The following is a 21159-nucleotide window of genomic DNA, read 5'->3' as shown; positions in this document are numbered from 1 at the left end:
CTCCAGAATCGGTACGAACAGCGCTTCAGAACCGGTAGTCCACCTTGATGCTGCCGGCCTTGATCGACGCGTTCGAGGTGTGAAGCAGGGTGTCGAAAGCCGCCGACACCCATAGCGAGCGCGTCATCCGCATATTCAGCGAGACGCCCGCCGTCACGAGGTTGCGCGGCAACGGCACGCCGCTCGCGGTAAACAGCGTGCCGTCCTGCGCGCTTACCGATACGGCGCGATTCGTCGTGCCCACTTCGCGTGCGTAGCCCACATACGCTTCCAGATGCGAGGGCATCTCTGTGCTGCCGAAGGCGTAGCGCAACGCAAGTTGCGCGTATGGTTGCACGCTCTGGATGTTGTCGGTGCCGACGATCAGGTTCTGTGCGCCCGCGCCCGATTCGCTGAAGGCATCGCCGTGGAAATACGCGAAGCGCAGTCCGGCGCGCGGAATCAGCACGAAGCCGCCGAGCGAGGGCAGCGGCATGCTCGCCTGCGCGGCGGCTGTCGCTTCGAGGCCGTTGTGGCTGCCGGTTGCCGTGCCCGTTGCGGTGTCGAACGGCCGTTTCTGGTCGATGAAGTCGTAGCCCAGGCCCACTGTCGCGGCCAGATTGACCGGGCCGGTCCACATGCCGCCATACGCGGACCAGCGCAGGCTGTCCGCCGTGCCGGTGTCGGGCGTTTGCGCTTCGCTCACATCGACGTGGCTGTAGGCCAGCGTACCGCCTACGTCGTAGCGACCGATGCGATGGTCGTAGCCCGCGATAAAGCCATACTGGCGCGCGGAATAGCCGGAAATACCGCCGTTATTGTCGGTGCGCGCGTAATCGCCGATGGCCTTGATCCACACGTGATCGGTGCCCGCGATGCAGTCGCTGGCGTTGCTCGTGCGGCACAGGCGGCTGGCACGATCGAGAATGGCGGCATTGGTGGCCTGCGCGACCTGCGAGATCGCGGAGCCCATCGCCGTGTAAATACTCGTGTCGACAGGCGTGAGGATGAGATCGACTTCGTTCGCCTTGTAGGCGACGCTCGGCACCACATAGCTCAGATTCGCGCCGCTTTCGACGATGGCGGCCGGCTCGCCCGCAAACGTGCCGGTAATCGACGCCGCCTTGAGCAGCGTCACCGTGCCAGGCGCATAGGTGCTCGACGCGACGCTGCTGCCTGCGTCATAGACGATTGCGAGCGTGCCGGCGAGGGTGGCGTTGCCCATGACATCGAGTTGCGATGCCGAAGTCGGGCTGATTTCCACCTGCAACGTGGCGCCAGACGATTGCTGATAGTTGCCGGCGATCGTCGTCGTGCCGATCGAACCGCCGGGGCTCACGACGCCGTCGTTGACCACGTTGCCGCCGATCGTGCCGTGCCCGCGCAAGGTGCCCGCCTCGCCGACCACGACATCGCCGCCGAGCGTCGCCGAACTATGGGTGCTGTCGCCCACTTCAAGCGTACCCGCGAGCACCCGCGTGGTGCCGCTATAGGCCGAACTCGCGCCGTTCAGCACGACGGTGCCGCTATGGGCATTCACGAGCGTGCCGCTGCCCGTGAGCGTGCCGCCGTAGGTATAGGTGCCCGCCAGATCGAACACGAGTGTGCCGTTATCTTGCGTGTCGCCTGCGAGCCTACCGGATGTGCCGCCCTGGCCGATCATCAGCGTGCCGCCGCTATTTACCGTTGCGCTCACAACGGTTCCCAGCACGTTTTGCCTTCCGCCGCTGTTGACCACGGAACTGCTTGTGACGCCGCCGCCCATCACGATCTGCGAGCCGCCATTGTTGATGACGGTGCCGCTTGTGAGCGCGCCGCTATTGACGGCCTGCAAGCCGCCGGTATTGACCGTCGTCGTGTTGGCGAGACTGCCTGCATTGACGCTTTGGGTGCCGCCATCGAGCGTCGTGTCGGTCACGACGGCGCCATTCGTCAGGTATTGGACGCCGCCTGTATTGACCGTCGTGCCGATGGCGGTGCCGCCGCTGACGACGTTCTGCGCGCCGCCACTGTTGATCAGCGTGGCGCTGGCGACGCCTGCGGATGCGACATATTGCAGCCCGCCGCTGTTGACGCTCGTGCTGGTTGCTACGCCGCCCGCGCCGACGATCTGCGTGCCGCCCGAGAGCAGCGAAGCATTGGCGGTGCCGGACATCGCCACGTATTGCGTTGCACCGTTGCCGACCATCGTGACGTCAGCCACGCCGCCGCTTGCCACGTACTGCATGCCACCCGATAGCAGCGTGCTGCTGCTCGCGAGGCCACCGAGCACATATTCCTTGCCGCCGCTGTTGACGGTCGTATAGCGGGCGGTGCCGGCGCTGGCGACGTATTGCGTGCCGCCGTCTTCGATGCTGTTGCCGGTGGCGGAACCGCCCACCACGTATTGATAGCCACCGCTGGAAACGACCGTGTCGAACGCACTGCCAGCGCTGGCGACGTATTGCGCGCCGCCGTCTTCGATACGATTGCTCGTGGCGACGCCGCCGCTCGCAATGCTCTGTGTGCCGCCATCGACGACATTGCCGGTCGCCGTGCCGCCCACCACGTACTGATAGCCACCGCTGGAAACCACCGTGTCGACCGCGCTGCCCGCGCTCGCGACATACTGCGTGCCGCCGTCGTTGATGTTATTGCTGCTCGCGATTCCGCCGTGTGCGATCATCTGCGTGCCGCTGCTATTGACCTCGGTGTCCAGCGCATGGCCGCCGAGCACGTACTGGACGCTGGCGTAATCGACGCTGGTGCTGGTCGCCGTGCCGCCCGAGCCCACCGTCTGCACGCTGCGATCAAGCGTGGTATCGACCGCATTGCCGCCGTAGCCGATATCCTGGGCGCTCAGCTCGAGCGTGTTACTCGTGGCAATGCTGTCGTAGCCGATTAACTGATAGCTTCCCGTGAGCGAATTGCTTGTGGCCGATCCCCCCAGTTCGAGCGCCTGCACGCTGCCCACAAGCACATTGTTCATGGTGGAGCCGCCATTGCCCACCACCTGCACACTGCCCACAAGCAAGTTGCTGGTAGCCGTGCTGCCGCTGCCGTTCACGAGTTGCACGCCGCCAAGCAGCACAGTGTCGAGCGCGGTGCCGCCGCTGTTGACGAGTTGCACGCCCGCAATGATGATGTTGCTCGTTGCCGTCCCGCCGCTATCGACGAACTGCAGCGCAGAGTCCAGCGTCGCGCTCTGCACGGTGCCGCCCGAACTCACCACGATCGTCACGCCATCGGGCGCGGAAGGCGTCGCTGATATCGTGAACGGCCCGGCCCCGGCGATGGCCGCAAGCGTGAAACCGGCGATCTGCGCTGCCACCGGCACGGCGCTCAGGCCGTTGACGACGGTATCGGTGGCAGTGCCGCCATCGGCGATGTACTGCAGGCCGGTCAGTATCGTGGTGCTGCTCGCCGTGCCGCTGTCGACCACCGTTTGCGTGCCGCCGTCGCTGACCAGCGTGCCGATGGCCGTGCCGCCCGAGACCACCTGTGTGCCTGCGCTGTTGACCACGGTGGCAATGGCCGTTCCGCCGCTGAATACCCACTGGGTTTGATCGACGCCTGCGGGCACTATCACGCCCGATGTGGTTTGCCCCGCGCTGACGACGTATTGCGCGCTGACGCCCGGCGACCAGCCGTTCGCCATGACGCTCGAAAGCAGCAGCGCGGTCAGCCGCGAAATACGCCGCGTGCGCCGCCCGAACAGGTGCACGCAGAATCTACGGCGATAAGTGATCGATTTCATGGTGGTCTCCCTGCGTGATCCCGCACGGATAAGTCTTTAAATGGAGTGATGTCGCCGGGTCTTTGAATACCCCTTTGCCGCGGCCCAGCGGCGCTTTTTGAAACACCTTTACAGCTTGTTTTTCCTGATTGATATGCATGCCAAAATAATGGATGTATGAAAAAAAATGGAATGAAGCGACATCTATGGTTTCTATTCGGAGGCGGGTGACGTTTCCGTCTGCGCAGCGAATACCGGCAGACGCTGGATGGCCTGCTTCACCTGCGTAGCGGTGATGAGCCGTGTGCACTCGAACTGACGCGGCGTGCCCGCGTGCCGTGGGCACCAAAGAAAGTCGGCGTGGTCGAAGCGTACGCGCGGGTCGTTCCAGCAGCTATTGCACGCGTGATAGTTGATCACGCGTGCAGGCGTGGAGAACTCATTGCCGACGTTGGAAAAACCGCTGATCAGCACGACTGGCGTACCCGCGGCCCATGCGAGCCACGACAGGCCGCTCGACAATCCCACGAAGAATTCCGCATGCCTGAGCCAGCGTGCGCGTTCCGTGATTGGGCGTTCGCCGGTCTCGTCTTCGGCACCGTGCGGAATGTGATTCCAGACGATGCCGTGGCCGTGCACGGCCTTTTGGTCGATGCAGATCACGCGATAACCACGCGCCTTCAGAAACGCGACGATCTCGCGCCAGCCTTCCGGGTTATTCCAGTACTTGCACTGCGTCGTGCTCTGCGTCGCGATGCAGACATAACGGTCGTCCATCGGGCGTCGTTCATCGTCGAGCGCAAGCAGCGGAGGCGCTTCCGCCGGATCGACGCCCAGGATGAACGCCGCTGTTCGGTGCAGGCCGGTTTGCCGGAAGTCGCAGGGCTGCCAGTCGTTAGCCTGATCGTCGAAAAACAGGCCAATGCTGTACGTCGCGTAATAGCGCTCCGGTCGAACGGCACTGGGATCGATGAATTCGATCTCGGGATAGGCGTCCTCGAAAAGCGGAATCAATTTCGCCGACATCGCGCAAGTCAGTCGGCAATGATGCTGGCGTTGAAATTTCACGGCATACGGAAACCAGCCGACGATATCGCCGAGCGTGCCAACGGGAAACTGGATCAGTACAGGCTGACTCGCAGCATCGTAGTGGTGACTCAGAACGGGCTGTGCGTGCGTTCGCGAGCGGTCGTGAATTTCCACGCCAAAGCGCACGTAATACTTCTTCGCGCTCGCGACCGTACCGGCGCCGATGTGAGTTTCGTAAAGCACATTGCCGGTGTCGAGATCGGTCAGCTTCACGCGCCAGTCGCCGGCTGGCAGCGTGATACGGCAACCCAGATTGAAGTCGAAGCGTATGCCGTTGGCGGTGTGCTGCGTTGGCTGCGCTGCAGGTGGCGGAAAGGGCGCTGCGGCCTTGAGCGGGGGCGCGGGAATCTTGACTTCGCGGCTTGAGAAAGCGTGCTGGTCAAGCGCTTCAAGTTGATAAGGACTATTCATTATTATTCCCGTTTTGATTGGACTTGTTTCAAGGTCTTCCCGGCTGTGTGTATCAAATGCCGCTATTGAGCACTTCGGTCGAAGCGCTGGCCATGGGCCGCTCGCGCGCCAGCGAGCGATATTCCAGCGGCGAAACGGAGAGATACTTCAGAAAATAGCGGCGCAGATGATCGCCGTTGAACAGACCGCAGCGCCGCGCGATCTTGTCGACCGGAAGATCGGTTTGCACCAGTAGCAACTGTGCATTTTCCAGCCGCACACGCGCGAGATATTCGCGTGGCGTCTGGCCGACTTCGGCCTTGAAGCGCCGCAGGAAATTGCGTTCGCTCATGGAGGCGCGCCGCGCCAGTTCGGAAATCGACACCGAGCCCGCGTGATTGCTTTTGATCCATAGCAGCGAGGCTTCGATGCGCTCGCTCAGTGCGAGCGTGCCGCGCATGTTCGGCGTTCTGCTGCCGCCGCGCGGCGACGGCAGCTTCGCACGCAGCATCTCGGTGCGAATTCGCACCAACGTGCCGAAGTCGCGTTCCGCCATCGCCAGCACGCGCTCAATCGCGGGCACCATGCGTGGGTTTCTCACGTTGCTCCGGTTCGCTGCCGGTTCGGCGCAGGGCCGGAGTTGATTCAGCAGGTGTTCGACGTCGCTCGATATGGCGATCAGTTCCACTTCGGAACCGGCCTGCAGCAGCCAGTCGATCACTTCGGGCTCGAACGTCGAGTGCCCGCCGCCCACGAAAATCGCTTTGAACAGGCGGGGATCGTGTTCGCCGATGTTCTCCGCGAGCAGCCGGATCGACGACGCGCAGGCGACGTTGTCTTTTTCGGTCGACAGCACATACACGTCGTAGCGATGCGCAGCTTCATCGGTCCACGAAAGCGCGTCGTTGACCAGTTGCCAGGTTTCCGCAACCGATGCCGCTTCGCTGAGCGGACACGCTTCCAGAATGAGGATCGCGATGCGACTCGTTGTGCAGGCGCCGGACACGGCATTCGCATCCGTTGGGCCTTCATTCCCCGTCTTGCCGTAGTCTCTCAGGCTCATCGCGGTCTCCCGTTCAGACTGGCGAATCTAGTTATCCGCTGCGTTGCATCATACTGGCCACGTTTTTCGCAGGGCGTAATTCGTCGGAAAGGGAGGTTTTTTTGGCGGAATCGGGCAGCGTCGTTTCAGGCCCATTCGAGCGATCGACAGGCCATGAAGCATTCGCGCTAAAAATGCTGCATTCATGAAACAAAACGGTAAAACGCGCTGGCTACTGGGATGTTTGGAACGTTCGATGTGCAATGCGGAAATCGTGTCTGAAACTTTAGGGAATATGGCGGATACGAAGGAATTTATCCAATAACATCCATTAAACCGGTTCGACACAAACACGCATCGAATCGGGCGACGGGTAGAACAGGGTGGCGAACGTAGTTGAGGATGACCGTAAATTAATAAGGATGGCTGAGCGATGAACGAGAGCCAGATTGTCATCACGAGAATGCGCGATACCTTTAACCAGATCGAATACGCGGGCAGTATCGAAGACTGTCTCAACGAACTGGCCTTCAAGGCCGGTGAAGTGCTCGATGCGGCCTGTGCCATCGTGATGCTGAGCGAAGCGCAGGTGCAAGAGATGGGGTTGCGGCCCGGTACGGGGTTCGGCGATGTGCTGGAAGCGAGTGTCGATGGCGAGAATCCGCGCATGTTTTCCGCGATCGAAATGCAGGGCAAGGTGATCGGCGTGATTCGCGCACATCAACGGCAGCCTGCACGCTGCTTTGGCGCCGACGATCTGCAACTGTTCGGCCTGCTGTCGCTGGTCATCACGCGTTCGATCCAGGTGATCCAGATGCAGCACATTCTGAAGTCGCGTTTCGCGCAACTGGCGCTAACGCGCAGCACCCAGAAGACCATCGGCGAAATCGTGGCGGAATCGGCGCAATCGCCCAACCAGATGGCGCGCATTCTCGCAAAGTCGTTTTACCGCGAAATGATTAGTGCGGGATTCAGTTTCAATCAGATTGTGTTTGCCGCGACCGAGGTGATCTCCGAGTTGACCGACAACATGCGCAAACACAAGAGCGCATACCGGCGTCGCGTCGGCAAGATGAGTGGGCCGGAGCTTGAGGGAAGCGTTGGACCAGTGGGGCAGATCGACGCGATTTGACGGCGGGACGCCAGCAGGCACGTAAAACAGGCGCGGCACCGTCACACGTAAGGGGAACGACCATGAACGAGAGACCAGACGTGGGCCGATGGCTCACGGAGCATCATGTTGTGATGGACGGCGATGCGCTGGTGTGCCGCGCGCCGCACACCGCGCTCGACTGGACGATGTTCGAAGAAATAATTCGGCATCCCGTTGAGAATGACGAAGCTATGGCCTACGCAGCGCGTCATGCACCTGCGCTTTCGCAGGTCGTTCCCGAGCCGATCCATCGTCGTTTCGAAGTTCGCGCGCAACTCAATCCGGGCGCGCGCGCCGTGAAATTCGGCGACGACGAATTGACCTACGGCGAACTCGACAGTCAGGCCGACAGCCTCGCCGTCATTCTGCAAGAGCAGGGGTTGGCGCCGCGCGAAGTCTGTGCGGTACTCATGCCCGAGTCGCTGGCGATGGTGCGCGCGATTCTTGCCGTGCTCAAGGCGGGCGGGGTGTGCCTGATGCTCGATCCCGGCCGCGACGGTTTGCAACTGGGCGCAACGCTGCGCGCCGCAGGGGCCAAAATGGTCATCGCTCAACGCGCCTATCTGGCGTGCCTGGCGGAAACCGGCGCCACGGTCGTGTGTTGCGACGACGATGCGGACGGTTGCCACGCGTATTGGCCAAACGATTGCATGACCGACGGCGTATCGCCGGTGTGCGCGGTCTGCCGCGGCGCCGAAGGCGATGCGCCGACCGTTGTGTTCCAGCAGCACAGCGACGTGCTGGACCGTCTGGAATCGATGCAGGCGAAAGCGCCCATCGGGCAAGGCGACTCCCTGCTGCAAGGCGCCGAACACGCACCCGACGAAGCCATCTGGCAATCGTTATGGCCGCTTACGCAAGGTGCGCGGCTGGTGATCGTGCCGCCACGCGAGCGGATGGATTTCGAGCGCATGCGCCAGCTCATCGAGCGCGAGCATATCACGGTGATGCACGTCAACTTTCGCGGATAGGTGACTTCGATGAGAACATCCCGACAAAAATCGATCGAGGTAATGGCGCTCACGCCGTCCTGCTGGCTCACGCCGGAAATCGCTATCGCAGCTTGCCGTGCGGGCGCGACGGGCGTACTCGATCTGGGTATTGGGCAGACGCGCGCGGCTGTCGAGACCGCGCTTGCGCGCCTGAAGAGTAGCGTCGCGCCATCGGCGTCGTGGGGCGTACGATGGGATGCGGGGATCAATGGAGGCATAAGCGCAGGCATAAACGCGGCCACGGATGCATCGGGCGGGTGCATAGCTTTGTCGGCACTACTCGGCGATGCGCAGCCAGTGCCGCTGCTCGTGCTCGGCGGACTGGACGCAGACGCCGCGGCGCGCATCGTTCACAGCACGCGCGAACTGGCCGCCGTCGTCATGCTGGAAGTACAGAATTTGCAGGGCGCAAAAGTGGCGCAGGACGCGGGTTTCGACGGCGTGATCGTCAAAGGTCACGAGGCGGGCGGACGTGTTAGCGCGCATGCGTCGTTCATGCTACTGCAGGAATTCAGCGGCCAGTTGGAGATGCCGTGGTGGATTCAAGGCGGCATCGGCCGGCATACGGTGGCCGCCGCGGCGCTTGCGGGCGCCGCCGGCGTGGTGATGGGCGAGCCGCTCTGGCTGGCCGATGAAGGGCCGTTTCACACGCCTGCGCAGCGCATGCAGTGGTCGAAGCTCGACGGCAGCGAGACGGTGCTGATCGGCAGCGGCGAGACGCTCTATCGCTTCTTCGCGCGTTCGGGGCGTGCCCAGTTACGCGAACTCGAAGTGAGCGTCGCCAAAGGCGAAAGCTGGCAGGCGTCGCTCGCTTCGCGCATGCTGGGCGACGATCAACTGATCGCGCTCGGTCAGGACATTGCTTTCGCGCCGGTTTTCGCCGAGCGTTACGGCACGGTGGGCCGCATGATTACGGCATTGCGCGAACACGCGACATCAGCGATAGAACAGGCGGCCGCGCAGGTGCCGCTCGCGCCGGACTCGGCGCTTGCGCAACGGCACGGCACGCGTTACCCCATTGCGCAGGGGCCGATGACGCGCGTGAGCGATGTCGGCGCGTTCGCGGCTGCGGTGGCGGAAGGCGGCGCGCTGCCGTTTCTCGCGCTCGCGGTGCTGCGCGGCAAGCAGGTGCGAGCGGTGCTCGAACGCACGGCGGAGCACATCGGTGCGCGGCCCTGGGGTGTCGGCATTCTGGGCTTTTTGCCGCTGGAGATGCGCCAGGCGCAACTCGAAGTCGTGCGCGAGTTCAAGCCGCCTTTTGCGATCATTGCAGGCGGCCGCCCGAGCCAGGCGCGCGAGCTGGACGAAGCGGGCACGGTAACCTATCTGCATGTGCCGTCGCCGGGCTTATTGCGCGGTTTTCTCGCCGATGGCGCGCGCCGTTTCGTGTTCGAAGGCAGCGAGTGCGGTGGTCATACCGGCCCGCGAACCAGCTTTATCCTGTGGGAATCGGCGGTCGAGATCCTTTTGAACGCAGATATTAAGTATCCCGAATCCATTCAGGTGCTGTTCGCGGGCGGCGTGCACGATGCGCTTTCGGCGGCGATGGTCAGCGCCGTAGCCGCACCGCTGGTCGCGCGTGGCATGAAGATCGGCGTGTTGATGGGTACCGCGTATCTGTTTACGCACGAAATCGTCGCGCAGGGCGCGATCGTCGAAGAGTTTCAGCGTCAGGCCGTGGCGTGCGAGAAGACGGCGTTGCTGCAGTCGGGCGTCGGCGTGTATACGCGTTGCGCGCAAACGCCGTTTTGCGACGAATTCGACAAGGTGCGCCGTGATCTCATTCTCGCGTCCAGCTCCGACGAAGACACGCTGATGAAGCTCGAAATGATGAATATCGGGCGGCTGCGCATTGCGGCGAAAGGCATCGCGCATCGCAGCGAAGCGGAACTCGCGCGCGGCGAAGACGGTTATGTCGAAGTCAATGAAACCACGCAGCGCAACGAAGGCATCTATATGCTCGGCGAAGTGGCGCGGCTGCGCACGAGCACGTGCAGCGTAGCGGAGTTGCACGAGAACGTTTCGGCGGGCAGCGAGGCGCTGCTGCGCAAGCGTGCGCGGCCGGTCTCGCTGCCGGGCCGCACGCGTCGCGAAGATATCGCGATTGTGGGCATGGCCTGTCTGTTTCCCGGCGCGCAGAGCATGCGCGAGTACTGGCAGAACATTCTGCGCGGCGTCGATGCGATCCGCGAAGTGAGCGACGATCGCTGGCGCGTGGCCGATCTGTTCGATCCGAAGCGCGGCACGCCGGATAAGATCTATTCGAAATGGGGCGGTTTTCTCGACGATATTGCCTTCGATCCGCAGCGCTACGGCATTGCGCCCGCGAGCGTCGCATCGATCGAGCCGGTGCAACTGCTCGCGCTCGAAGTCTCGCGTCTTGCGCTCGAAGACGCGGGTTTCGAGCGGCGCGGCTTTCCGCGCGAGCGCACCGCGACGATCTTCGCCGTGGGCGGCATGAACGATCTCGGCACGATTTTCAATTTCCGCGCGCTGCTGCCGCATTATCTGCGCAACGTGCCTGGTCTTTCCGACGAAGCGCGCGAGCAGCTTCTCAAGGAGATTTACGAGGATGTGCTGCCCAAATGGACCGAGGACACATTCCCCGGCATCCTCGGCAATGTGATTGCGGGGCGCGTGGCGAACCGGCTCGATCTGGGCGGCGCGAATTTCACCGTCGATGCCGCCTGCGCGTCGTCGCTCGCCGCGCTCGATGCGGGCATTCGACAGTTGCGCAGTCATGACGCCGATGTCGCGCTGGTGGGCGGCGTCGACGGCACGAACGGCCCGCTGGGTTTCATGTGTTTCGCGCAGACCTACGCGCTTTCGCCGCGCGGTCGCTCGCGTCCGTTCGACGATAGCGCCGACGGTATCGCCATCAGCGAAGGCGTGGGCGCAGTCGTGCTCAAGCGTGTCGCCGATGCGGAGCGCGACGGCGACCGCATCTATGCGGTGATCAAGGGCATGGGCAGTTCGAGCGATGGGCGCAATCGCAGCCTGACCGCGCCGCATCCGCCCGCGCAGGTGCAGGCGCTCAAGCGAGCCTACGCGGAAGCGGGTGTCGACCCCGCCGCCGTGACCTTGATCGAGGCGCACGGCACGGGCACCGCGCTTGGCGACAAATCGGAGATCGCCGCGCTGAACCTGGCGTTTGGCGAAGCGGCGATGGGCACCCAGGAATGCGCGGTCGGTTCGGTCAAGTCGATGATTGGCCATACGAAAGTGGCGGCGGGGATGGCGGGGCTCATCAAGGCGGCGCTCGCGCTGCGCCATCGCGTCCTGCCGCCGACCATCGGCGTGGAAAAGCCCGCGAGCGGCATCGATTTCGCCACCTCGCCGTTCTATGTGAATACGCAGACGCGTCCTTGGCTGCGTCGCCAGCCTGCGCAAACGCGTTACTGCGGCGTGAGTGCGTTCGGCTTTGGCGGGACCAACTTTCATACGGTGCTGGCCGAATATACAGGCAGTTTCCGCGCATCGGATGCGCTCGATCTCAATCCGCGCGATGTGGAAATTTTCGCCTTTGCCGGGCCGACGCGCGCCGTGATCGAGCAAGCCGTCAGCCAGATGATGCTCGCGCTCGAGCGCAGCCAGTCGCTCGATCTGGCGCAACTGGCGTGGTCGCTTTATCGCGAGCAAGCGGCGGTCAAGCGCGTGAACGGCTCGCACGCCTGCCGGCTGGTGGTGCTGGCCGCTTCTGTGGCGGAGTTGCGCCAGAAGCTGCGGCGCGCGCTCGAACTGCTGCCCGATCATGCGGATATCAGCGCGCCGCCTTCGCTCTTCTATAGCGAGCGCAAGGAAGCGCCCGGCGGCGTGTGTTTTCTGTTCCCGGGGCAAGGTTCGCAGCGCGTGAATATGCTGCGCGACCTCGTGACGGCGATGCCGGAATTGCAGCACTGGTTCGACGAAGCGCCCGCGCTGGCGGAGGCGAACGAAACGCCATCGCGGCGCATTGCCTCGCACATCTTTCCGGTGCCCGTATTCAGCGACGCCGAGCGCGACGCGCAGCAGGAAGCGCTCAACGACACGGCAATCGCGCAGCCCGCGCTGGGCATGACGGGCATGGCGGCGTTCGATGTGCTGACGCGTTTCGGCCTGCATCCCGACCACGTCGCGGGACACAGCTATGGCGAGTACGTTGCGCTGTGTGCCGCCGGTGCGCTGCCGTTCGAAGCGCTGATCCGCCTGTCGAAGCTGCGCGGCAAGCTGTCCGCGAATGCGCCCACGGGCGCGATGGCCGCGCTCGAAGCCGATGGCGCGCGCGTTGCGCAGATGATCGCCGAACATGCGCTCGCTGTGAGCATTGCGAATGTCAATGCGCCGGATCAGACCATTGTTTCCGGCACCGTCGACGCCATCGACGTCGCAATAAGCACATTTTCCGATGCCGGTATGCGCGTGAAAAAGCTGCCGGTGAGCGCCGCGTTCCATTGCGACATCATGGCGGGCCCGCGCGATGCGCTCGCGGCCGCCCTGGCGGACATCGAATTCAACGCGCCGCGCGTGCCGGTGTACAGCAACACGACCGGCGAGCCTTATCCGCCAACCGGCGAGGCGGTGCGTGCGCTGCTTGCGCGCCATATCGCCGAACCCGTGCGTTTCGCCGATGAAATCGAAGCGCTCTATCAAGCGGGTGTGCGCGTGTTTATCGAGTGCGGGCCGGGTCTCGTGCTGGGCGGGCTGGTCGATCGCATTCTGGGCGAGCGCAAGCATGCCACGCTCGGCCTCGACGCGCCTGGCCGTCCCGGCGGGCTGCAACTGGCGCAACTGCTCGCGCAGGCGCAGACGCTCGGCCTGCTGGTGCGGCTCGATGCGTGGTTTGCGCATCGCGGCCTGAAAGACCTGAGCGTCGATGACGTGTTCGCCGATGCCGTGAAACGCGATGCGCCGGGGCCGCTGATCTGGCGCGTGAACGCGGCGCGCGCGAAGCCCTGGCATGCTCCGCAGCCGCGCGTTGCTACGCGGCGCCCGGCCATGTCGATCAACGTCAGTGCGCCCGCGCCGGTACAAGCGCCATCGGCCGAACCGCCGGCTGGGGCAGCGGCGAGCATGGCCGCGCCGCTTGCACCTCCGCCACTAGCAACGCCTGCCGCTGCCGATCCGGCGCCGGCCATCGTCCCTTCAGTGCCAGCCGCGATGCCCGCGCTGCCTGTTTCGACCTCCACCCTCAGCGACAGGAGAACCACGATGAAAATGGAGAATCTACCCGGCGAAGTGACTGCCGGCATGGCGCGCACCGCGCCGCCCGTCACCGAGCGCTGCTCGGAGACCGAGTTCGCGCAGATCCAGTTCGGCGTAAGCCGGCTGCTCGAACTCCAATTCGAGCAGCAACGCAGCCTGCGGCATTTCCTCGACTTTCAGGCGCAACTCGTGGCGACGCCGCGCCAACGCGTAGCGATTGCCGATTCGTTGCCGCCGGCTTCCCCGTATGCGGTGCCCATGGTCGCCACGCCGATGGTCGCGGCGCCTGCAAATGCGCCGTTGACTGCCTCGGTGGCGGTCGCCGTCGCGACGCCGCAACCCGCGGCCGTATCGACGACACTCGACGCCGCGCCGCCCACGCCGGTTCTGCCGCAGCAGATCACGGCGGTGGTGATGGCGGCGACCTCGCCCGCGCTAACGCCAGCACCTACACCTGCACCTCAGCGCGTAGCGCCAGCCGCGTCCAGCGCGCTGATCGAAGCCCCGGATGTGATCGCCGTCTTGCCTGGTGTTGCCGGTGCCGCCAATCCTGCATCGACGGAAGCTTTCAGGGCACACCTGTTGCAAGCCGTGTCCGAACGCACGGGCTATCCGCTCGATATGCTCGACCCCGACGCGCATATGGAAGCTGACCTCGGCATCGACTCGATCAAGCGCGTGGAGATCTTCAGCAACCTGACGACGAAGTTCAACCTGCTCGGCGATCGCGACGAGGAAGCTGTGATCGAAGCGCTTTCCGGCCTGAAATCGCTCAACGAGATCGTCGCGTGGTACGCGAGCATGACGGGCACGGCGGCGGTCACTACGCACGCGCCTGAAGAAAGCGCGAGCGTGATCGCGGGAGGGCACGCGCCAAAAAAAGCCTCGGCTCCACCGACTTCGTTCAATGAAGCGGTGGAGCCCGATGGCGAACTCGCGCACGTCGATCCGGTGCAATGCTATGCGGTGCAGGCCGTGGCGGCCGGACTCGACGGAGATGGCGAGTTCGGCAATCCGTTCGCCCACGCGGACGTGCTGATCGTGGGCGCCGGGCCGCTGGCCGACGCCTTCGCGACAGCGCTTGGCGGATACGGCGCGAGTGTGCACCGTCTCGCGCCAGGCGCGCATACGCGTGTAATAGATGATAAGCATTACGAAGTGGATTTGTCATCGCTGGAGAGCGTGAAGCCATTGCGCGATCTGGTGATCAACGAATGCACTGCACCGCCGGTCGCGCTCATCAATGTCATGGGCGCAACTGCCGATCCGTCCTATGAAGATCGCCACGATGCCCGCGCGCTGTTCCTGCTGCTCAAGGCCTTCGAGCCGGACCTGAAGGCGCGCGCGAACGACGGCGCGTGGATCGTCAACGTGACGGCGTTCGACGGCCAGTTCGGTCTGAGCCGATCGCGGGCCTTCGAAGCCGGGCGCGCGGGCGTGCTGGGCGTGGCGAAATCGGCGGCGCGCGAATGGTCGGACGTGAAAGTCAAATGCGTGGATGTCGATCCCGCACTCGATGTCGCCACTCAGGCCTCGCAGGTGGTCGACGAGATTCGCAGCGGCCGGCCCGGCGTGGAAGTGGGGTATACGCAGCAAGGCCGCTGGCTGCTCGATCTGCGCCATAACGGCGTGGCGCGACAGGACCTCTCGCGGCTCACGCTCGAAGCCGATGCGGTCGTGCTGGTCACGGGCGGCGCATGCGGCATCACGGCGGACGTGACCCGCGCGCTGGCCGAACGCTATCGTCCGAAGCTCATTCTGGTGGGGCGCAGCCCGCTGCCCGCCACCGAAGACGCCACGACCGCGAATATCGACGATCCTCGCGCGCTCAAGCAGGCGCTGATCCGCGCGTTGCGGGCAAGTAACGACAAGGTCACGCCAGCGGAAATAGACCGTGTTTACACCCGTATTCTGCGCAACCGAGAGATACGCGCGAATCTCGCGGCGATGCGCGCGGCGGGCGCCACCATCGAATATCACAGCTTGGACGTGCGCGACGAAAAATCATTCGAACAGCTTATCGATCATCTCTACGCGCGCTATGGGCGAATCGACGGCGTACTGCACGGCGCGGGCGTGATCAGCGACAAGCTGATCGCCGACAAACCGCTCGAAGCCTTCGACACGGTGTTCGACACGAAGGTCACGCCCGCACTCGTGCTCGAACGGCGGCTGCGCCCGGAACACCTGAAGTTCATCGTGTTTTTCTCTTCCGTGACGGGGCGCTTCGGCAATGTGGGCCAGTCGGATTACAGCGCGGCCAATGAAGTGCTCAACAAGCTCGCCGACCGCCTGTGCCATCTGTGGCCGCAGGTGCACGCGCTCTCGATCAACTGGGGGCCGTGGGACGCGGGCATGGTGAGCGACACATTGCGCCGTCTCTACGCGTCCCGCTCGATACGGCCGATTCCCGTCGAGCAGGGACGCCGGCACTTCATGGCCGCACTGGAGCGCGGCGCGAGCGGCACGCCCGAACTCGTCATTTCGTCGAGCATCCAGCAGATTGCCTCGCTGCGGCTCGGTCAGGAACGTCACGATCATCGCCAGACTCATCAGGGGAGCACGCTCAAATGAATACTTTCGCCAAGCCCGTTCTCGCGAACTTCTGGCCCGCCCAGGTCGCCAAGCCGGTCGCGCAGCGCATTACGCTGGAAGTGAGTTCTTATGCGCTCGCCATGGGCTTTTGCCGCATGCACGATATCCAGGCGCGCGACCATATCCGCCAGACCGTGCGTGATTTCAGGGAGAAATTCTCGCGCTACGCTGTGACGCCCGACCAGATCCGCCGTCGTCAGCTCGTGTTCTTTCCGCGCCTGCGCGATATCCGCTTTGTCGATGGCGAACTCGTGCTGGCCGACCCTGCGCCCGAGCACCGTCATTTGCGTCTGCATTCGCCCGATCTGAAAGACCCGAAAGGCGCGAATATCCGCGAGCGTCATGAGAGTTATGCCAAGGTCGTGGGCGATTGCCTCGCCGAAATGTACGACGGCATTGCCGATGCGCCCGACGACATGATCCATGTGACCAGCACCGGTTATCTTTCGCCGAGCCCTGTGGAGCGCATGGTGGCGCACAAGGAATGGTTCGACACCACTGTCACGCACAGCTATCACATGGGCTGTTATGGCGCGTTTCCGGCGATCCGCATGGCGCACGGTTTTCTTTCGTCGTCGCATTTCGGCGTGACGCCGCCCAAGCAGCGCGTCGATATCGTGCATACGGAATTGCTCTCGGCGCATCACAACCTCGAAGACGGCAGCGCGCAGAACATCGTCGCCATGACCTTGTTCGGCGACGGCTTTATCAAATACTCGGTGTGTTCGGATGAATACGTGCGCTCGCACGGTCTGCGCGGCTTGCGCGTGCTGGCTTTCGACGAACATTTGCTGCCCGATTCCGCCGATGAAATGACCGAAATACCGGCCCCGCATCAGTTCCAGATGACGCTGACGATCCGCGTGCCCATCGTGATCAAGCAGCATGTACGGCGTTTCGTGACCTCGCTGCTGCAAAGCGTCGGCATCGATTTCGAGCGCGAAAAGCACAGCATTGTGTTTGCGATTCATCCGGGCGGGCCCCGCATCGTCGAGCATGTGCAGGACGAACTAGGCCTGCGCGACGACTACGTCGGCATCAGCAAGGAAGTGTTCCGCGATAACGGCAATATGACCTCGGCAACGATTCCCTACATTCTCAAGCGCATTGTCGAAGAGAAGGCGATCACGCCGGGCACCCGCGTGGTTTCACTGGGCTTCGGACCCGGCATGACGGTGACGGGCCTCGTGATGGAGAAAGTCTGATGCATAACCACCACCACGGCATGCCGATCGTTGCACGTCTACACGAAGTACGCGCGGCTGCGGAGTTCGCCGACGATGAAACCATCGCGAGCACGCAGAAACAGACGCAGGCACGGGCGCGCGTGCTGCCTTTTGTCGGCGATGTGGCGCGCTACGAGCCGGGCGTTGCGGTGACGGTCGAGCATCGGCTTTCGCTCGATGAAGACCTGTATCTCGCCGATCATCATTTCGTGCATGCGAACGACGTCAAACCGCTTTCGGCCTGTTTCCCCGTGGTGCCGATGACGGTGAGCCTGGAGATCATGGCCGAGGCCGCCGCGTGTCTCGCGCCTGGCTACGGCCTGATCGGCTTCGAACAGGTATGCGCCGCGCGCTGGATCGCGCTGGCCGATACTGATGCGCTGGCGCTGCGCGTGGAAGGGCGGATTCGCAGCGTCGATCCCGCGCGTGCGATCTGCCGCATCGACGTGGAAGTCTATGCGAGCGGCGAAACGAAGCCGTCGATCAGTTCGACGGTGCTGTTCAGTTCGCGCTATCAGCTCGATCTGGGCATGCAGTTCGACATGCCGCGCGCCAATACGAAGCTATCTGCGGGACGTATTTACGAAGAGCGCGAGTTATTTCATGGTCCGCTATTCCAGCGTCTGACCGGTGAGATGAGCGTGGGCGAACACGGTGTTCATGCCGATCTACTGGTGAATTCGCCAGCGAATCTGCTTCGTTCGACTACGCAGCCGCAATTGCTGACCGACCCCGCATTGCTCGATGCCGTCGGGCAGGCGATGGCGGTGTGGACTTCGCAGCAGGGCGGCGTCGTGTTTCCGATCGGCCTCGGCAAGATGGAGTTCTATCGCCCGACGCCCGCGCCCGGCACGTGTGTGCCTATGCGCATCAAGGTGACGAGCGGCACGGGCAAGATGCTGGCCGCCGACGTGGAGATCGAGGACGGCCAGGGCGGAGTCTGGTTGCGCGTCAAGGAATGGCGCTCGTGGCGTTTCCAGTGGGATCGCAAACTCGTGGCGTTCCGTCGCGAACCGGCGCGCTATCTGCTCAGCGACGACCTTGAATTACCGCCAGGCGCGGCTGATGCCGATGCCGTCGCGCGGCGAGTGACGAAAGCGTGTCTTGCGGGCTTCGATGTGGAACTGCTCGCCCGTCATTACCTGACAGCGAATGAAATGGCCGTGTTCAGCCGCCTTCCGCAGCAGGCGGGCCAGCACGCGGAACCGGGACGGCAAAAGACCTGGCTGCTCGGACGTATTGCGGCAAAGGACGCGTTGCGTGCCTGGCGCGCGCAGGTGGCGGGCAGCAGCAGCGGCGCGCTGCATCCGGCGGCGTTCGCCATTGGCAACGATGCGCGCGGAAAGCCGCTCGTCACGCACTGGCCTGAGCCGGTCGCGCCTTCGCTTTCCATCGCGCATAGCGGCGGCGAAGCCGTGGCGATCGTTCAGGGCGAACCCATTGGTGTCGATATCGAACCGGTTGCGCGCCGCGACGACGGCTTTGTGCGCGCGATGGCGACGGCTTCCGAACGTGCCTTGCTGGACGGGTTGACGCAGCGCGATGTCTGGATCACGCGGCTATGGTGCGCGAAAGAAGCGCTCGGCAAATGTCTGGGTACGGGCGTGGCGTCCGGGCCGCATCGCTTCGAAGCGGTGGTGCTCGAAGCGGGCGGCACGCTGCGGATGCGCGATGCCGGCAGCGGGCGCGAGGCGCAGGTCAGCACCTGGTCAGTCAACGCGATGATCGTCGCCGTTTGCCGCCAGAGCGGCGATGACACAAGGAGCCTCACATGACTGTACTCGCCATGACTCACGCCAGCGAACCGCTGGTGGAAATGCGTCAGGTCGTCAAGCGCTATCAGCTTGGCGAGTCGCAGATCACCGCGCTCAAGGGCGTCGATGTCTCGATTCAGCCCGGCGAATTCGTCGCCGCCTGGGGGCCCTCGGGCTCGGGCAAGTCGACGCTGTGCAATCTGATCGGCCTGCTCGACACGCCTAGCTCGGGCATGGTCCTGTTCGAAGGGCAGGACGCCGCCATGCTCAGCGACGACGCCCGCAGTCAGGCGCGCAATCGCAAGATCGGCTTCGTCTTTCAGGGCTTCAATTTGCTGCCGGTGCTTTCCGCGCTGGAAAACGTGATGCTGCCGCTACAGGTGGGCCGCCGCGCTTCGCGCGCGTGCGTGGAAGCCGCCGAAAAACGGCTGGCCGATGTGGGGCTGGCCGAGTTCGCCGCCCATCGGCCATCGAAACTCTCTGGCGGCCAGCAGCAGCGGGTGGCGATTGCGCGGGCGTTGATTGCGAACCCGCGCCTCGTGGTGGCCGACGAACCCACCGCGAATCTCGACTCGCATAATGCGCACCGAATCATCGATCTGATGCGCAGTATCAGCGCGCGCGAAGGCACGACATTCGTCTTCTCCACCCACGACGAGCGCCTGCTCGAACGCGTCGATCGCCGCATCATGATGCGCGACGGCGCGTTGATCGAGGACTGCAGCCATACGCCGCAGGTTCAAAGCCGCCATTACGGCACGCTCAACTATTCGATGACCGGGAGAGTGTGATGACGACCTGGCTCAAGCTCGCGCTGCGCAATCTGTGGCGCAACGGCCGCCGCTCGCTGTTCACGATCCTTGCGATCGGCATGGGTTTTCTGGCGGTGAACACCCTGGGCGGTTTTACGCAATATATTTTCCAGAGCCTCAAGGACAGCTATATCTACGCCGAAGCGAACGGCCATCTCACGGTGTTCAAGCAAGGCTTTCTGTTGCACGGCAAGCTGGAGCCCACGCGCTATCTGCTTTCGGAATCCGATGTAAGGAAGATGCGCGAGATTCTTGCGCGTCATCCCGAAGTGCTGGTCGTCACGCCACAGTTGCAGATATCCGGACTACTGAGCAATGGCAAGGTATCGACGATCTTCTTCGCGCCAGGACGCGTGCCCGGCGATATTCAAGCCATTGCGAGTCACGCGGTAGGCATTATGGGGCGCGCGAAACTCTATGACGGTCAACCGCTGTCCGATCGACTGGATTACGGCATCGGCATTACGCATGGCCTGGCGCAGCAGTTGAACCTGAAGCTGGGTTCCGGCGCAGTGGCGATGTCGCCGACGGTTTCCGGCCAGATCAACGCGCTCGATGCGCAGATCGTGCAATTGATCGACGCGCCTGATGAAGCGCTGGAAAACTCCTTTGCGGCCGTGCCACTCAAGTTCGCCCAGAGCCTCTACGACACCACCAACGTCGACCGTCTCACCATCCTGTTGCGCGACGACGCGCAGACCGTCGCCATGCAGTCGGAACTTGCGCGCGAGTTCGAGGCCGCGGGTCTCGCGGTCGATGTGAAGACGTGGAACGAGCTTTCGCCGTTCTATACGAAGGTGAAGAAAATGTTCGACGTGATTTTTCTCATCACCTTCCTGATCGTTTTCACGATTGTCGTGATGAGCATCGTCAACACCGTGACGATGGCGATCATGGAGCGCACGCGCGAAATCGGCACGCTGCGCGCGCTGGGCGTGCGGCGGCGCGGGATCGTCGGGCTGTTTGCACTGGAGAGCCTGATGCTGGGCGTGTTCGGCGCGCTGCTCGGCGCCTTGCTGAATCTCGGCGTGCTATGGGCCGTCGCGGCATTGCAACCCACGTGGGTGCCACCGCAGATCAGCCGCGAAGTGCCGCTGCAGATCTATTTCGTACCGCACTACTGGATTTACAGCGTGCTGGCGTTATTGGCGCTCTCGTTGGTGGCCTCGCTGATGCCGGCGCGCAAGGCCGCGCGCATGGTGATCGTGAGCGCGCTGGGTTATGCGTGAGC

At 63.5% G+C, this 21159-nt stretch carries 10 protein-coding genes; 7 read left to right on the top strand and 3 right to left on the bottom strand.

All coding sequences use genetic code 11. The features are described from left to right. Positions 1–25: 25 nt before the first annotated feature. From U5A67_RS10675 to U5A67_RS10665, 3 genes are all read right to left on the bottom strand, one after another. Positions 26–3715, bottom strand: coding sequence for an autotransporter domain-containing protein (locus U5A67_RS10675; RefSeq protein WP_321813957.1), 3690 nt, complete (start codon positions 3713–3715; stop codon positions 26–28). Between the two features lie 192 nt (positions 3716–3907). Continuing rightward, positions 3908–5194 (bottom strand): autotransporter strand-loop-strand O-heptosyltransferase, encoded by a 1287-nt coding sequence (locus tag U5A67_RS10670; protein ID WP_321813956.1) that lies wholly within the window; start codon positions 5192–5194, stop codon positions 3908–3910. A gap of 52 nt (positions 5195–5246) precedes the next feature. Then, positions 5247–6236 (bottom strand): helix-turn-helix domain-containing protein, encoded by a 990-nt coding sequence (locus U5A67_RS10665; protein WP_321813955.1) that lies wholly within the window; start codon positions 6234–6236, stop codon positions 5247–5249. Between the two features lie 412 nt (positions 6237–6648). Here U5A67_RS10665 and U5A67_RS10660 point away from each other — a divergent pair, with 412 nt between their 5' ends. The 7 genes from U5A67_RS10660 to U5A67_RS10630 all read left to right on the top strand — a co-directional run bounded on the left by U5A67_RS10660 (position 6649) and on the right by U5A67_RS10630 (position 21157). Next, positions 6649–7347, top strand: a complete 699-nt coding sequence (locus tag U5A67_RS10660) for a hypothetical protein (protein ID WP_321813954.1) — start codon at positions 6649–6651, stop codon at positions 7345–7347. A gap of 62 nt (positions 7348–7409) precedes the next feature. Continuing rightward, on the top strand, positions 7410–8339 hold the full coding sequence (locus U5A67_RS10655; protein ID WP_321813953.1) for an AMP-binding protein: 930 nt from the start codon (positions 7410–7412) through the stop codon (positions 8337–8339). 9 nt (positions 8340–8348) lie between these two features. Continuing rightward, positions 8349–16115, top strand: a complete 7767-nt coding sequence (locus tag U5A67_RS10650; protein ID WP_321813952.1) for an SDR family NAD(P)-dependent oxidoreductase — start codon at positions 8349–8351, stop codon at positions 16113–16115. Next, positions 16112–17341, top strand: a complete 1230-nt coding sequence (locus tag U5A67_RS10645) for a 3-oxoacyl-[acyl-carrier-protein] synthase III C-terminal domain-containing protein (RefSeq protein WP_321813951.1) — start codon at positions 16112–16114, stop codon at positions 17339–17341. The genes U5A67_RS10650 and U5A67_RS10645 overlap by 4 nt, the downstream gene beginning before the upstream one ends. Next, the gene (locus tag U5A67_RS10640; protein ID WP_321813950.1) at positions 17341–19137 is read left to right on the top strand and encodes a 4'-phosphopantetheinyl transferase superfamily protein; all 1797 of its coding nucleotides are present in this window, start codon (positions 17341–17343) and stop codon (positions 19135–19137) included. The genes U5A67_RS10645 and U5A67_RS10640 overlap by 1 nt, the downstream gene beginning before the upstream one ends. Then, positions 19134–19907, top strand: coding sequence for an ABC transporter ATP-binding protein (locus U5A67_RS10635; RefSeq protein ID WP_241023257.1), 774 nt, complete (start codon positions 19134–19136; stop codon positions 19905–19907). The genes U5A67_RS10640 and U5A67_RS10635 overlap by 4 nt, the downstream gene beginning before the upstream one ends. Then, a complete protein-coding gene (locus tag U5A67_RS10630; protein WP_321813949.1) occupies positions 19907–21157 on the top strand; it encodes an ABC transporter permease in 1251 nt (416 codons plus the stop codon). The genes U5A67_RS10635 and U5A67_RS10630 overlap by 1 nt, the downstream gene beginning before the upstream one ends. Positions 21158–21159 lie beyond the last annotated feature (2 nt).

It is taken from the genome of Paraburkholderia sp. J69-1 (assembly GCF_905220255.1).
Classification (GTDB): Bacteria; Pseudomonadota; Gammaproteobacteria; order Burkholderiales; family Burkholderiaceae; genus Paraburkholderia.
The sequence above is the reverse complement of the archived record's forward strand: the minus strand, read 5'-3'. Positions and strand labels throughout refer to the sequence as shown.

Coding starts and splice junctions, on each gene's coding strand:
- U5A67_RS10675 (WP_321813957.1), bottom strand. CDS start 3,715: ATGAAATCGATCACTTATCGCCGTAGATTCTGCGTGCACCTGTTCGGG.
- U5A67_RS10670 (WP_321813956.1), bottom strand. CDS start 5,194: ATGAATAGTCCTTATCAACTTGAAGCGCTTGACCAGCACGCTTTCTCA.
- U5A67_RS10665 (WP_321813955.1), bottom strand. CDS start 6,236: ATGAGCCTGAGAGACTACGGCAAGACGGGGAATGAAGGCCCAACGGAT.
- U5A67_RS10660 (WP_321813954.1), top strand. CDS start 6,649: ATGAACGAGAGCCAGATTGTCATCACGAGAATGCGCGATACCTTTAAC.
- U5A67_RS10655 (WP_321813953.1), top strand. CDS start 7,410: ATGAACGAGAGACCAGACGTGGGCCGATGGCTCACGGAGCATCATGTT.
- U5A67_RS10650 (WP_321813952.1), top strand. CDS start 8,349: ATGAGAACATCCCGACAAAAATCGATCGAGGTAATGGCGCTCACGCCG.
- U5A67_RS10645 (WP_321813951.1), top strand. CDS start 16,112: ATGAATACTTTCGCCAAGCCCGTTCTCGCGAACTTCTGGCCCGCCCAG.
- U5A67_RS10640 (WP_321813950.1), top strand. CDS start 17,341: ATGCATAACCACCACCACGGCATGCCGATCGTTGCACGTCTACACGAA.
- U5A67_RS10635 (WP_241023257.1), top strand. CDS start 19,134: ATGACTGTACTCGCCATGACTCACGCCAGCGAACCGCTGGTGGAAATG.
- U5A67_RS10630 (WP_321813949.1), top strand. CDS start 19,907: ATGACGACCTGGCTCAAGCTCGCGCTGCGCAATCTGTGGCGCAACGGC.